The organism is Lancefieldella rimae ATCC 49626, from assembly GCF_000174015.1.
In the GTDB taxonomy this organism is placed as follows: domain Bacteria; phylum Actinomycetota; class Coriobacteriia; order Coriobacteriales; family Atopobiaceae; genus Lancefieldella; species Lancefieldella rimae.
In genome coordinates this window covers 244,085-258,369 of record NZ_ACFE01000002.1, presented here as the reverse complement: position 1 = coordinate 258,369, position 14,285 = coordinate 244,085, and the positions used below count along the sequence as shown (strand labels likewise).

Below are 14,285 nucleotides of genomic sequence, written 5' to 3'. Positions count from 1 at the left end.
ACCATGCCGCGGCTGACAAATCATCCCAAACTCTTAGGAGCTTTTAAGATTGCGCCGTGAGCCGAGAATTTTCAGGTTCCCGACTCAGGCGCAATCAAAGCCTTCCACATACTAACCGATTACAGAGTGTGTCGCAGGCATTCCGAGTCGCAATACGACACACGTTTCATGGTTACTTACTCTGAGCGAGTGCCTGCTCAACACGCTTCTGCAGCTCGCTGCCATCGAGCTTTTCAGCACCGCCGGTAATGGGATCACCTACGAGCTTACCGTTCTGGTCGATAACCATTGTTGTGGGGAATGCCGTCAGACCCTCAATGACTTTGCCTCCCTCGCTCTTGGGATCAAGAGCGACATTGCCATATGTTACGCCCTGCTTCGTGAGGATATTCTGAGCTTCCTTCTTGGCATCGTCGGTATACGCTGCCTCGGCATTTACGCCTAAAACGTTCACGCCCTTATCCTTGTACTTATCGGCAAGCTCCTGGAGCATGGGCATTTCCTTTATGCAGCCGGCGCAACCGTTGAACCAGAACGACAAGACGGTAACCTTATTCTTCTTGAAGGTCTCGTTGTCGTACGTTGCTCCGGAAGAAATGTCGGTTGCCTTAAACGTGGGGAACGTGTCTCCGCCTTTCAGGTGCATCTTAGACGCTGCCTCGGGTGGGACGTCGGACGAGCTGGTTTGCTGCTGCTCGGAAGTTGAAGCTGACGGAGCCGCTCCCGAGTCCTTTTTGGCATTTGCATTACAGCCAGCCAGGGCAAATACCATAAGCACTCCCAACACATACACCAAAGGTTTCATCGCAAACTTCTTCATACTAAATTCCTTTCTAACGTTCTCTTCTCCATGTCCTACGTATTTGTAGTACTTCCTATATGATTTCCGACCACCCGGACGGCTCATATCTTTACTTGTGTCGCACGACCTTCGCTGTGGTCTTTGCCGTCGTATCCGCCGCAGTCTTCGCGTTCGTTGCGGCCTTCGTGCCCGCTGCAACCTTCGTGCCCGCCGTAGTCTTTGCCTTTGCGACCTTTTCTGACTTTGCAATCTCGCGATTGATCAGCATAAGCTTGGAATCGATTGCGTGTACCGGGCAGGCCTTGATGCATTCTCCACACCGGATACATTCAAGCGAAGCGTTGTTTTTGGTAATATCCACGTCCATCTTGCAGGTACGGGCACACTTTCCACACTTGATGCAGGCGTCTTTATCAACGCGGTACTGCAAGATGGAAATTCGATTGAACAGTGAATAAAAGGCGCCCAGCGGGCAGATCCACTTGCAGAACGGACGATAAAACATGATGCTTAAAAGCACGATCGTTGCCAAAATACTGAACTTCATCGTAAACAGTGTGCCAAGCGCCGCTTTGATACTCGAATCCGCAAGCGAGAGAGGAATTGCTCCCTCAAGTATGCCTTGCGGGCATACGTACTTGCAAAAATAAGGATCTCCCATGCCCACGGCGTTTTGCAGCAATGCCGGAAGCGCCCAAACCATCACGATCAAAATGCCATATTTCACATACCGCAGCCATTTGAGCTTTTTGGTGCTGAACTTCTTAGGAAACGGAATCTTGTTGAGCAAATCCTGTACCCAGCCAAACGGACAAAGAAAACCGCAGACAAACCTACCCAGCAAGGTTCCGATCAAAATCAAAATGCCGGTAATGTAATACGAAAAGCTAAACTTTGAGGATCCCACGACCGCCTGGAACGCTCCTATGGGGCAGGCACCCGTTGCCGCGGGGCAGGAATAACAATTCAGTCCTGGTACGCAAACCGACTTTGCCGAGCCGGTGTAGATGGTTCCTTTTATAAAATTGGGAATGTGAGGGTTGGTAAGGAAGGCCGCGCACGCCTGTACAACCCCTCTTCTACTGATAAACCCCCATACGCGCTTACCGAGGGCCCGCGCTCCCGTACATACCTTATTCACGGGCGCACCTACCCAATACCCACACACTCAAGGCAAATTCTTACCGCTTTTGTGAAAACGGTCTGAACCTCACCTCGAGAGGCTCCGTACACCACGAATATGCCACCCAAAACCAAAAACATGATTGGCACAAATCGAAAGCGACAATTTCTGACACACGCAAGTTTTGATTTCATATGCTCTCCCTTCTCCTGTGTTAACCAGTACAACAGAAGGGGTGTTAAATCATTGTTAAGTAACCGAAAAAACTTTGATATACAAAGCGAGAAGCCGCAATGACATCCTCTGGTGCACGTAAAAACCCTCATATCCGAAATGAATACGAGGGTCTAATCTGTCATTTCATGCGATCTACACAGACAGCTTTGTGTTCGCAGCAACGTCACACTTGCCGCGTCGTCTGCCTCCTGTACTCACCACGACTAGCTCGGACCGTGAAACCGCTTGAAGCCGCGCGCCGCATGCAACGCATGCTTACAGCCGTTTACCAACCTTAACCAAATCCTTAGCCTGAGCACAAACGGCATCTAGATCTTCGTCGGAAGGAATCCAACGGGCAGTGGCATGGTAAACTCTGCTGCCTTGAGCTCAGTCTGAATTATCTTTGGTCCAAGTGGAGCCTAGCCCTAAGAGCCAAACGCAAAGCCAATACGGTGATCGTTCTTCGGAGAAAGGCCAATCATATAGGTTAGGAATGAAGAAACAGTAGGAAGAACTTAGAGTTCAGCATAGGCGAACCGACGCAGACATACTTAAAATCCAAGAAGTGATACATAACGTTGGAAATGTGAGTCTCTTTGAGGCCGATGAACTGGAGCAATAATATTGATGTTCTCCAGACCAATACTCTTAACTGCAGTAACAGCAGAGTCAGCCTGACGGCCGTAAGGAAGAACAATATTTGCATAGTACTTGCGAGTCTGCTTCATAACCTCGCAATAGTCTGACTCGTCTTCAAAGCGAGTGCTTGGAGCATAATGCTGACCAAACGCATCGTTGGAGAAGAGAATCTCATCGTAGTCGGAATAAGTAACCATGTTGTCTAGCCAGTGGGCCATTGGGATCTGTACGAAGGTCAGGGTGTACTTACCACTGTTGAACGTATCGCCCGTCTTTACGCCGTTGACGTTGATATTCTCGCCATAGAAAGCCTTGAGCTCCTTGACGCCCTGAGGTGCGCTGCGTAGACCTCAGCGTTTGGTGCAAGCTCCAGAATGTGAGGAACACTGCCGGAGTGGTCCATCTCTATGTGGTTGCAGATTAAAACGTCGATCTTTGCTGAATCGATAATGCTCTTAATGCGCTCAACCAGCTCCTCGGAGAATGGACGCTTGGCGGCGTCAATGGCGTGCCTTCTCGTCCAAGATAAAGTATGCGTTGTAGGTAATGCCCCGCTCAGCGGCGTAGCCGTGGAACTCGCGAGCGTTTCAATCCAAGGCACCTACAAAGTAGACATCGGGTTTGATTTCGACAGAGCTAAGCATGTGCCCTCCAAAGACCACAACACTACAAGAATAGCATTTAGCACCCTAGGAATAGATGTTCACGTAAACTTTTCAAAAGTTAATGCTTATTGTTTTCCTTACAGTTATGTTCTTTTGAAAGTGCTACCGTAAATTACATAGGTCTAAACGTATCTGGAGAGGGGAACCTATGAAAATGTTACGCGCTATGCGTGAGCCACTGAAGTATGTTCAGGGCAAAAATGCTTGTCTCGAGTTCGAAAAAGAGATGGGCTATATGGGGAAACGCTTCCTGTTTGTCTGCTCTAACAGCGGCTACAAAGCAACTCACGACATGATTGAACAGAGCTTTGAAGGCAAGGGCGACTATTACCGTCGCTACGAAATCTTCGGCGGCATTTCTTCTAACGGCGAGATTAACCGCATGAAGGCTATTGTCGAGGAGGACAATATCGACGTAGTCGTCGCAATCGGCGGCGGCAGCGCTGTTGACACTGCAAAGGCAACCGCATACTACGCTGGCAAGCGCATCGTTATTCTTCCTACCGTTGCAGCTACTGACGCTCCATGCACCGGCCTCTCCGTTATTTACAACGATGACGGTTCTTTTGACAAGTACCTCTTCTACCCACAGAATCCAGATGCGGTTATGGTCGACACCCAGATCATCGCTAACGCACCTGTTTCCTTCCTGGTAGCAGGCATGGGTGATGCACTGGGCACCTACTTTGAGGGCCGCGCATCCATCCGCACCGAGTCTCCTTCCCTTGAGGGAACCGGCATTACCCGCGTTGGTATGGCAGTTGCTAAGGAGTGCTACCTTACTCTTCGCGATTACGGTTCACAGGCAATTAAGGCTTGCGAGAACAACGTTGTAACCCCAGCTCTCGAGGCTATCTGCGAAGCAACCGTCTACATGAGCGGTGTCGGCGCTGACAACGTTAACTGCGCAGCAGCTCACTCCTTCTACAACGGCCTCACCTCCCTTGGTGGTCACAGCGCACCTCACGGCAACTGCGTTGCTTTTGGTACTCTAGTCCAGCTTGTTCTTGAGGGCGTTCCTCAAGAGGAGTTTGATGAAGTCCAGGACTTCTGCCTTGAGGTTGGTCTGCCAACTACCCTCGAGGAGGTTGGCATCACCACTGACGAGCAGATTAAGAAGATTGCTGAAGCTGCTTGTGTTCCTGGTGAGACCATCCACAACCTCGCTGGCGATGTCACTCCTGACGAGCTCTATGCAGCTATTGTTCAGGCTGACGCTATGGGCCGCGCTCTTAAGGCTTAAGCTTCCAGCTGCACGCCGCCGCAACGGCAAGTCGCAACAACGTGCTGCAACAGCACATTTGCTTGAAACAGAAGGGGGGCCGCAGATTGAACTGCCTCCCATTTCTTGGACACGAGAAATGGGAGGCTTTCTTATGCGTATGGATTGTAGGATAAAGTACGGTGTTGAGGTGAGAAAGAAAGCATCTGAGCTCTTCGCTTCCGGTATGGGATCTTGTGCAGTCGCAAGTACTCTTTCTGTTCCACGCCAAACTGTGAAAGAATGGCACCATATATACCACGCGTTTGGAAGCGAGGTGCTACTGACCATGGATGGCAAGCAGGCTCTCTGCACCTACGAACAAAAGGTTGCTGCAGCAAGAGCTGTCATTGAGGGCGGCATGACAAAGTCTGAGGCGATGGCCAAGTTTAAGATTATGTCGCTGGGACCACTTAAGCGCTGGTGCAGGCTCTATCGTACAGGTGGCGCAGAGGCACTCAAGCCAAAGCCAAAAGGAAGGCCCAAAGGTTCTACGTCCAAGCCACAGAAACGCACCCGCGAGCAGAAACTTGAGGAGCGCTGCCGCAGGCTCGAGACCGAGGTAGCCTACTTAAAAAATTGCGTGCCCTGGTCGAGAAAGACGAGCTCTGACCGGGGCGAAGGCTGAGGCTGTAAGCGCTCTGCGGGCCAAGGGGCACTCCTTGCGCCATCTACTGGAGTGCTCAGGGCTTTCGAGGTCTACCTACTACTACTACACACTGGCGCACCCAGTAAAGCCGACACGCCCAGAGCTACACTACGCGGTTGCAGAGATCTTCTCGCGTACTACAAACGGCTGCGGTCGCAGACAGGTAGCCATGTGTCTGCGCGCTGAGTTGGGAGTGAGAATCGCCGACAAAACTGTTCTTAAAATCATGCGTGAGATGGGCATTTACTGTAGGATACGACGTGAGACAGACTATCACCGCTATAGCTCCTATAAAGGTGTTGTCGGTAAGACCTTTGAAAACGTCATAGGACGCGACTTTTCTGCCGATAGTCCATGGAAGAAGATGGGTACCGACGTCACGGAGTTTAAGCAGTCGTGGGGCAAGGCATACTTTGCTCCTGTCTATAACTTTGGAAGCAAAGAAATTGTCGCATGGAGCACGGCGAGGGGCCCAAATATGGTTCAGTAAATAGCTCTTCTCGACCAACTTTTAGCGAAGATACCTGAAAGCGTAACTCCGATTTTGCACAGCGACATGGGTTGGCAGTATCAACACAGCACATGGTATAGGCGACTGAAGGATGCAGGAGTTGTCCAGAGCATATCCAGAAAGGGTAACTACATAGACAACGGTGCTACCGAACAGATCTTTGGCCATATGAAAGACGAGTTCTTCCGAGGAAGAACGTGGCCTAACTTTGAGTCTTTCAAAGCTGATTTGGACGCATATGTTATGTACTGGAATACACAAAGGCGTCAGGTTAAACTAAAAGGACTGACCTGGAGGAGTTCTGAAATCAGTCCTTGGTGACCTAGCTCTCTATTAAATTCGTCCAAGTTTTGGGGCGCAGTTCAAATTGGATACCCCTCTGGCTAACATCAGAACAAATGCATTTTATAAAAAGTTGGGCTACGTCGAGAACAATCGGTCAGAAGATACCGTATTCTACAAGAAATCACTTAGGTAATCAGAATGGCAAACGCAATCACTATAAGCAGAATAGTCTCTAGTCTAATCCTGCTGTTATGTCCAACCTTGTCTGCATCTTTTTATTGCGTATACGTACTCACAGGAATAACGGATTTTCTAGATGGTTTCATCGCAAGAAGAACCCGTACCACAAGTCAGCTTGGAGCAAAAATAGATATGATGGCAGATACAATCTTTGTAGTGGTCTGCCTGATAAAATTCTTACCTGAAATCAGATTTCCACTTTGGATCTACATCTGGATCGTTGTTGTAGCGATAATCAAGATAATCAACTTCATTTTAGGTTTCATGGTGAACAAAAAAATATCCCGCAGTGCACAGCGTGATGAATAAGATTACCGGTGTGATACTTTTTCTCTTACCACTAACATTTGCACGAATCGACCTACGTTATAGTGGAGCATTCGCATGTGTTGTAGCAACCCTTGCTGCGATACAGGAGGGACATTGGATCAGGACCGGAAAGGCTGATGTTAATGATTAAGTGCGAAATGGTTGAATTTTACGCCACGAAATTTAACCAAAGTACTCATAAAATGTAAATGCCACTTGGTGGATTAGGGAAATGTACCAACTTATACTTGGCTTAGAAATGTTAATTATTCTAGCAAAGGTGGTACAAATATGAGAAAGACATACCTTGATAATGTTCGCTGGATCACAGTAGTTCTCGTTGTTATCTATCATGTCATTTACATGTATAACGGTGTCACAGATTACGCTGTCATTGGACCATTCTGGGATTTTCAGCCCCAGGATACATTCCTGTATTTGGTATATCCCTGGTTCATGCTGCTGCTTTTTGTAGTTTCAGGGATGGCAGCCCGATTCGAATTGGAGCGGAAGAATACGAAGATTTTCTTTAAGGCAAGGACGCGAAAACTTCTGGTACCTTCCACAATAGGACTTGTTGTATTTCAGTGGATCTTGGGATATTACAACATGCAGATTGCCGGTGCCTTTGATCAGATGGGAGCCCTTCCGAAGCCGGTGCTTTTTCTGATCATGGCGGCTAGTGGAATTGGCCCACTCTGGTATATTCAGCTGCTCTGGTGCCTGATTTTGGCCCTCCTTTGGGTCCGTAAGATCGAGAAGGACAGACTCTACCGCCTAGGTGAAAAGGCAAACTGTATCCTTCTTTTCCTTTTTACCTTCCTGATATACGGAGCCGCCCAGGTCCTCAATACACCAATCATCGTCGTATACCGATTTGGCATTTATGGAACAGGATTCTTCATCGGATATTTTGTCATGTCTCACGAATCTGTGATGGAGAGAATGGAAGAGCACTGGACCCTGTTCACGGCAGCAGGCCTGATTGCAGGGCTTGTATTCACCACTCTTTACTGGGGAAAATCCTACCCGGACCATGAAGTGCTCGATACCTTCTGCTGTAACGCTTTTGCATGGTTAGGTACTTTGGGCGTTCTGGCCTTTATGAAGAAATGGGGTAATTTTGTAAACAGTTTTAGTTGCTGGATGAGCTCAAAGTCCTGGGGACTCTATGTATTCCATTACCTGCCGATCGCAGCGACTGCCTTCTACTTGAAAAAATACCTCCCGAACCTTGCACCTCTGGTAGTCTATCTGCTCACAGCCGCAGCTGGTTTTGCAGGTGCAATCGTATTATATGAAATCATCAGCCGCATTCCGGTACTCCGCTGGTGCGTTCTGGGAATCCAAGGAGAGAGAAAGAAATGAGCTTTGCCGAGAATTTAGTAGAACTTAGAAAATACCATGATTTTTCCCAGGAAGAACTGGCGGACATGATCGGTGTTTCCCGCCAGACCCTCTCAAAATATGAGACAGGAGAGTCTCTTCCGGATATCGAAAAATGCAAACACCTTGCGAATGTCTTCGGGGTCACCATAGACGATCTGATTTCCTATGATAAAAAGAATGAAGATAATCTAGGACTGGGCGTTCCGCCAAAAGGAAAGCACATTTTCGGAATGGTCAAGGTTGGTGATAAGGGGCAGATTGTGATCCCTGTCAAAGCCCGTCAGATATTTGATATTAATCCCGGGGACAGTATTATTGTGCTGGGAGACGAAGAACAGGGCATTGCTTTGATCAAGGAAAAAGGAATTTTGGAAATGCTGAATTCAGCGATGAAGATGAAATGAGAGATGAGTTCTTCCGAGGAAGAACGTGGCCTAACTTTGAGTCTTTCAAAGTAGATTTGGACGCATATGTTACATACTGGAACACACAAAGGCGTCAGGTTAAACTAAAAGGACTGACCCCGGAGGAGTTCCGAAATCAGTCCTTGGTGGCCTAGCTCTTTATTAAATTCGTCCAAGTTTTGGGACGCAGTTCAAAACCATCCGTATGTCTCTGTCCGCGCAGGTAATACGCTTACTTTACCCCTGCCTTTTCTTTGGCACGTTCAATGGCGGCAAGCTGCTCGTCGGAAAGATGAATGGCTCCTGCGCCGTGGCCGACTCCACAACTCGAGCGATCTGCGCCTTCATTCACGATTGAATCCATGCCATAGCGGTCGCGACCCGTATACGGCATGGCTGCCTCATGAGTCACCGGATCAAACTCGTTTTCAAGCCTGAAATCGGCAGGACTGGAAGCGGTGCCTGAGGAAATTCCGTTTTTGTAGTTTTCCTTGGCAACCGAAATCATAAGTTTGATGCGGTTGAGCTGGTTGACCTCGGATGCGCCGGGGTCATAGTCAACGGCCACGATGTTGCTCTCGGGGTGCATTTGTCGCAGGCGCTTGATAACGGCCTTACCGACCACGTGGTTCGGCAGGCACGCAAAGGGTTGTGCGCATACGATATTGGGCGTGCCGGTATCGATAAGATCGCACATCTCGGCTGTAAGCAGCCAGCCTTCGCCCATGGTATTGCAGAGGGAGAGAATCTGCTCAGCCTTCTTGGCCAGCTCAAAGATGTCGGGATACGGCTCAAAGCGGTCGCTCTTTTCCAGCATCGTATTGATGGGACCGCGGAGCCCCTGAACCAGCTTGATGCCGGCCATATGCGAGATGCGACTCTTAAGCTTGGTGCCAAGTTCCTTGTTCGTATTAATGGCGTTGGTCATGCCAAACAGGAAAAAGTCCACAAGCCCCGGTACATTGGCCTCGCATCCTTCTGCTTCAATGACCTTGACCAGCTCGTTGTTGGCGGTCGGGTGAAATTTGACCAGAATCTCGCCCACCACGCCTACGCGCGGCTTTTCTCGATCATGCGTAAGCGGAAGCGCATCAAAGGCGTCCACGGTGTGCTGGCACATCTTATAGAAACCTTTGCGGTTAATGGTACAAATGCGTGAGCGTGCGTCAACCATGAGCTGGTCATAAAGCTCGTTTGCCGACCCTGCCACGGCTTCATACGGACGCACGCGGTACAAAAGCTGCATGATGAGGTCGCCATATAAAAGACTGTACACGGCGCGAATCAAAAGTTCGGGTTTGAAAAGTCTGAAGCCAGGATTGTCTTCGTCAAGGCCTGAGGCCGCGGAGACGGAAATGACCGGGACCTCCGGATGGCCGGCGTCCTTCAGCGCCTTACGGATGAGCGCGATGTAGTTTGTTGCTCGGCAGCCGCCGCCCGTTTGGGAAATCAGCACGGCCGTACGCGTCAAATCGTATGTGCCCGAAAGCACCGCCTCCATGATCTGACCGGTCACCAAGATTGACGGATAGCAGATGTCATTGTTGACATAGCGCAGACCCGTGTCAACGGCACCTTGGTCAACCGAAGGCAGCAGCACCACGTTATATCCCGCGCCCTTGAGCAGCTCCTCCACCAGCTCAAAGTGAATCGGGGCCATCTGCGGAGCCAGAATGGTATAGCCTTTCTCCTGCATTTCTTTGGTATAGCGCACCTTCTCATACGCAGCGCTCTTTGCGTCGCGATACACCGGTACTCGCCTGCGACTCCGTCCGTCAAAGGCAGCGGCAACGCCGGTCGTGTCCTCGGAGGCACTCCAGCGAGAAGAACCCGTATCCCGCAGCTTTTCCAGCGAACCGTCGGCCATACGCACACCGACGGGTGCAACCTCTTCGATCTCTCCCGCGGCTGTAGCACGTTCAAGTTCTGCTTGCTGCTCTTTCAGGGCAGCCATGAGCGAACGGATGCGGATACGCGCCGCGCCAAGATTGGAGACCTGGTCAACCTTGAGCATGGTGTAAATCTTGCCGGAAGCCTCCAAAATCTCCTGAACCTGGTCGGTCGTCAGTGCGTCAAGACCGCAACCGAAGGAGAAGAGCTGGATGAGGTCAAGATCGTTGCGGGATGCCACAAAGCGAGCCGCACGGTACAGACGTGAGTGGAACATCCACTGGTCAACCACACGAATCGGGCGCTCCGGCAACATTTTGTGCGCCACCGAGTCCTCGGTAAGCACGGCAAACCCAAACGAGTGCACGAGTTCGGGAATGGCATGGTTTATCTCGGGATCGTTGTGGTACGGACGGCCTGCAAGCACGATGCCATGTGCGTCATGCGCTTCAATCCACGCAAGAGCCTCGTCGCCGGCGCGGTGCATAGCGTCCTTGAATTCGATGTCGGCCTGCCATGCTGCGTCAACCGCCGCATCAATTTCGGCGCGCGTAATGTGATTTCCGCGGAAACGTCCCTTGCCGGCCGCCGCGTCCTTCTCGCGCTGTTCGGAAATAAGCTCGTACAAGCGGCGCTTAAGCTCGGACTTCTTGTCGTAGGGAATAAAAGGTGCCAGGTATTCGACGTTCGGTGCGGACAGCTCATCCACATTGAGGCCGAGTGCCTGCGGATAACTCATGACAATCGGACAGTTGTAATGGTTGGTCGCGGACTCGTCTTCCTTGCGCTCCCAGCGAATACAGGGCATCCAGATGAAGTCGGGGTCTTTTTCCAGCAGGTTCATGATGTGCCCGTGGGAAAGCTTGGCCGGATAGCACGCCGACTCCGATGGCATGGACTCAATGCCCTTGTCGTACGTCTTTGCGGTGGTCTGGTCCGACAAAATGACCGAGAAGCCCAGCTGAGTGAAGAACGTATGCCAGAACGGATAATTCTCGTACATGTTGAGCGCACGCGGAATGCCAACGGTGCCGCGCGGAGCCGTCTCCTTTGGCAGCGATCCACGGTCAAAGAGCAGCTTGTTCTTGAATGCAAAGAGGTTGGGAGCTTCGTTTTTCTTGCCGCGTTTCCTGCCCGCGCCCTTCTCGCAGCGGTTGCCAGTAATAAAGCGATGTCCGCCGCCAAAATCATTGATCGTCAAAAGGCAGCTATTGGGGCAGATGCGACAGTGCGTATTGGTGAGCTTAACCTCAAGGTTGTCGATTGCCTCTTTATCCAAAAGCGTTGAGACTCCCGTGGCTCCCGCACGGTCGCGGGCGAGAAGCGCTGCGCCGTACGCACCCATCGTGCCGGCAATGTCCGGACGAATGACGTCGCGGCCGGTAAGCAGCTCAAACGCACGCAGCGTTGCGTCTGACATAAAGGTGCCGCCCTGTACGATGCAGTGATCGCCGATTTCGTTGAAATCGCGGAGTTTAATAACTTTGAACAGGGCGTTTTTGATGACGGAGTAGGAAAGGCCGGCAGCCACGTCGCCGATGGTCGCCCCTTCTTTTTGCGCCTGCTTGACACGGGAATTCATGAAGACGGTACAGCGCGATCCAAGGTCGACCGGCATGTGCGCCTTGGTTGCCACCTGCGCAAATTCTCGAACGTCCATCTTCATGGAATCCGCAAAGGACGCGATGAACGAACCGCATCCCGCCGAGCAGGCTTCATTTAGCATGATATGCTCAATGACACCGTCTTTTACCTGCAAACACTTCATGTCCTGGCCGCCGATGTCAAGAATGAAGTCAACGTCGGGCACGAACGCTTTGGCACCACGCAGATGAGCCACCGTCTCAATCTCGCCGGAATCCGCACGGAGTGCTTCAATCAGGATACCTTCACCGTATCCCGTCGTAGTCACGTGGCCGATGATGCAATCCTTAGGCATGGCGTCGTAGATGGAGTCCATGATCTTGCGGGCAGTGCCGAGGATGTCGCCGTTGTTATTGTCGTACCAGGTATAGAGCAGCTCGCCCTTCTCGCCCACAACTGCGGCTTTCATGGTGGTGGATCCGGCATCTATGCCGATAAACACGCGGCCATGGTAGCCGGAGAGATCTCCTTTGGGAACGACCTCTTTGTTGTGCCGCTCCTTAAAGGTCCGGTAATCGGCCTCCGTTGCAAACAGGGGATCAAGACGGGCAACCTCCGATCCCTGGGCTCCCTTAAGGTTATCGAGGGCTTCGATAAGCTCGGCAAGCGTGGTTGAGCGCTCGGTCTCTCCGGCAAGGGCTGCTCCCGTGGCAACAAAGAGGTGGGCGTTCTCGGGCACGATGATATGTTCGTCGTCCAAGTTGAGCGTAATATAGAAACGGCGACGCAGCTCAGAGAGATATTGCAGAGGACCGCCAAGGAAGGCAACGTATCCGCGGATGGGATGGCCGCAGGCAAGACCGGAGACCGTCTGGTTTGCGACGGCCTGAAAGATGGAAGCCGCAACGTCGGCGGGTGCCGCACCCTCGTTCAACAGGGGCTGCACATCGGATTTTGCAAACACGCCGCAACGAGACGCTATTGGATAAATCTGCTTTGCATCCTTGGCAAGGTCGTTCAGACCGGTAGCATCGGTTTTGAGCAAAGATGCCATCTGGTCGATAAATGCACCGGTACCACCGGCGCATGTACCATTCATGCGCTGCTCGATGCCGTTGTCAAAGTAGATGATCTTTGCGTCCTCGCCGCCAAGCTCAATGGCCACGTCGGTCTTGGGGATAAGAGCCTCAACCGCACGCTTTGACGCGATAACTTCCTGAACAAACTCCAGGTCAAGCCATTGGGCAAGCAACATACCGCCCGATCCGGTAATGGCCGCATATAGAGGGGCATCCCCGATAACACGTTGAGCCTTTTCAAAAAGCTCTCGAGCCGTAGCCCGGACGTCAGTGTGATGGCGCTCGTAGTTGGCATAGAGCAACGTGCCGTTTTCATCAATGATGGAAAGTTTGACGGTAGTGGAACCAACGTCAATGCCAAGCATAAGGTGGGCATCAGTCAGGTCAACAGGTTGCGCAGGAGCAAGCTCCGCTCCATTGTGTATGAGCTCGATCTTCTCGTTATTCATTATTACTCTCTCCAAGAACCAACGTTGCTAAAGCAAAACGGGGGATATCCAACTTGATTGGTTTACCGTAAAGATCGCCCGGTGCCACAAACATGAGTGCGGTCATAAGGCCAGCCATCTGTTCATCGCTTTCATGCATGCCGCTGACAAGCCAGCGCACCAAAACGCCGACTTCGGCGGAAATGGCAAAAGTCAGGTAGTAGTCAAAGAACGGCCCAACGGCGCGCGGGTTCAAATCGTGAAGGGCGCGCTTTGCGATGGCTTCATGAGCCGTCCGCTTAAGACGCTCGGCAAATGCAGGGTCACCACCTTTGCCAAGAAGCGGCCGCAGGTAGAAGCCGCGTTTACGGATGGCGCCGAGAAGCTCGGCAGAGCCGGGACAGGGCTTATATGAGTCAAGTGCATCTTTCAGTTGCTCAAGATTGACCTCGGAAAGCGCTGATAGATAGGGCATAAGCTCTTGAAGCGCATCTTGTTCAACCCGGTCAACCAGATTGGGGATATCTTTAAAATGGGAGTAGAACGTACGGCGCGTCACTCCCGCACGGTCGGTAACTGCCGTAACGGTTACTTGAGAAAGATCGCCGACTGCGTCAATCTCTTCCGCAAGCGCGCGTCTGAGTGCAAGTCGTGTTCGCAGAGAGCGGCGATCAAGCTGCAGGAGCGTCGCCGGACGAACGACTTCCAATTCCATGGGCTGCGTCATACTGGACTGCGTCATACGTGCCTTTCACTCGTTATTTCACACGGTGAGCATTATTGCACACTCTGAGAAATATTGCATACG

Annotated in this window: 15 protein-coding genes; 8 read left to right on the top strand and 7 right to left on the bottom strand. The window is 51.2% G+C overall.

What is annotated here, in order from left to right; genetic code table 11:
- Positions 1–172: 172 nt before the first annotated feature.
- From ATORI0001_RS03915 to ATORI0001_RS08025, 5 genes are all read right to left on the bottom strand, one after another.
- Positions 173–820, bottom strand: a complete 648-nt coding sequence (locus tag ATORI0001_RS03915) for a TlpA family protein disulfide reductase (protein ID WP_003149276.1) — start codon at positions 818–820, stop codon at positions 173–175.
- A gap of 91 nt (positions 821–911) precedes the next feature.
- A complete protein-coding gene (locus tag ATORI0001_RS03910; RefSeq protein ID WP_003149655.1) occupies positions 912–1,943 on the bottom strand; it encodes a 4Fe-4S binding protein in 1,032 nt (343 codons plus the stop codon).
- Positions 1,944–1,951: 8 nt separating this feature from the next.
- The gene (locus ATORI0001_RS08065; protein ID WP_272947309.1) at positions 1,952–2,065 is read right to left on the bottom strand and encodes a CD1871A family CXXC motif-containing protein; all 114 of its coding nucleotides are present in this window, start codon (positions 2,063–2,065) and stop codon (positions 1,952–1,954) included.
- Positions 2,066–2,695: 630 nt separating this feature from the next.
- Positions 2,696–3,001, bottom strand: coding sequence for an MBL fold metallo-hydrolase (locus ATORI0001_RS08030; protein WP_237755897.1), 306 nt, complete (start codon positions 2,999–3,001; stop codon positions 2,696–2,698).
- Between the two features lie 56 nt (positions 3,002–3,057).
- Positions 3,058–3,384, bottom strand: a complete 327-nt coding sequence (locus ATORI0001_RS08025; RefSeq protein ID WP_244851838.1) for an MBL fold metallo-hydrolase — start codon at positions 3,382–3,384, stop codon at positions 3,058–3,060.
- A gap of 212 nt (positions 3,385–3,596) precedes the next feature.
- Here ATORI0001_RS08025 and ATORI0001_RS03900 point away from each other — a divergent pair, with 212 nt between their 5' ends.
- From ATORI0001_RS03900 to ATORI0001_RS08055, 8 genes are all read left to right on the top strand, one after another.
- Positions 3,597–4,691 (top strand): glycerol dehydrogenase, encoded by a 1,095-nt coding sequence (locus ATORI0001_RS03900; protein ID WP_040324503.1) that lies wholly within the window; start codon positions 3,597–3,599, stop codon positions 4,689–4,691.
- A gap of 307 nt (positions 4,692–4,998) precedes the next feature.
- Positions 4,999–5,337, top strand: coding sequence for a helix-turn-helix domain-containing protein (locus ATORI0001_RS08020; RefSeq protein ID WP_237755896.1), 339 nt, complete (start codon positions 4,999–5,001; stop codon positions 5,335–5,337).
- A 34-nt stretch (positions 5,338–5,371) separates the two neighbouring features.
- Positions 5,372–5,848 carry an IS3 family transposase gene (locus tag ATORI0001_RS07985; RefSeq protein WP_003149233.1) on the top strand — a complete coding sequence of 159 codons (477 nt, stop codon included), beginning with the start codon at positions 5,372–5,374 and terminating at the stop codon, positions 5,846–5,848.
- A 66-nt stretch (positions 5,849–5,914) separates the two neighbouring features.
- The gene (locus ATORI0001_RS08085) at positions 5,915–6,190 is read left to right on the top strand and encodes an IS3 family transposase (RefSeq protein WP_338043031.1); all 276 of its coding nucleotides are present in this window, start codon (positions 5,915–5,917) and stop codon (positions 6,188–6,190) included.
- Between the two features lie 162 nt (positions 6,191–6,352).
- On the top strand, positions 6,353–6,703 hold the full coding sequence (locus ATORI0001_RS03885) for a CDP-alcohol phosphatidyltransferase family protein (RefSeq protein ID WP_050768518.1): 351 nt from the start codon (positions 6,353–6,355) through the stop codon (positions 6,701–6,703).
- A 291-nt stretch (positions 6,704–6,994) separates the two neighbouring features.
- Entirely contained in the window at positions 6,995–8,071 is a 1,077-nt protein-coding gene (locus ATORI0001_RS03880; protein ID WP_003149512.1) for an acyltransferase family protein, read from the top strand.
- The gene (locus ATORI0001_RS03875; RefSeq protein ID WP_003149612.1) at positions 8,068–8,496 is read left to right on the top strand and encodes a helix-turn-helix domain-containing protein; all 429 of its coding nucleotides are present in this window, start codon (positions 8,068–8,070) and stop codon (positions 8,494–8,496) included. Before ATORI0001_RS03880 ends, ATORI0001_RS03875 begins: the two co-directional genes overlap by 4 nt.
- Complete coding sequence (locus ATORI0001_RS08055) at positions 8,493–8,651, top strand: IS3 family transposase (RefSeq protein ID WP_081450668.1); 159 nt, start codon at positions 8,493–8,495, stop codon at positions 8,649–8,651. Before ATORI0001_RS03875 ends, ATORI0001_RS08055 begins: the two co-directional genes overlap by 4 nt.
- 77 nt (positions 8,652–8,728) lie before the next feature.
- Here the strand turns inward: ATORI0001_RS08055 and ATORI0001_RS03870 are convergent, their stop codons facing one another.
- Both ATORI0001_RS03870 and ATORI0001_RS03865 read right to left on the bottom strand, forming a co-directional pair.
- The gene (locus ATORI0001_RS03870; protein ID WP_003149498.1) at positions 8,729–13,498 is read right to left on the bottom strand and encodes a 2-hydroxyacyl-CoA dehydratase; all 4,770 of its coding nucleotides are present in this window, start codon (positions 13,496–13,498) and stop codon (positions 8,729–8,731) included.
- Entirely contained in the window at positions 13,491–14,192 is a 702-nt protein-coding gene (locus ATORI0001_RS03865; RefSeq protein WP_244851837.1) for a TetR/AcrR family transcriptional regulator, read from the bottom strand. The genes ATORI0001_RS03870 and ATORI0001_RS03865 overlap by 8 nt, the downstream gene beginning before the upstream one ends.
- Positions 14,193–14,285 lie beyond the last annotated feature (93 nt).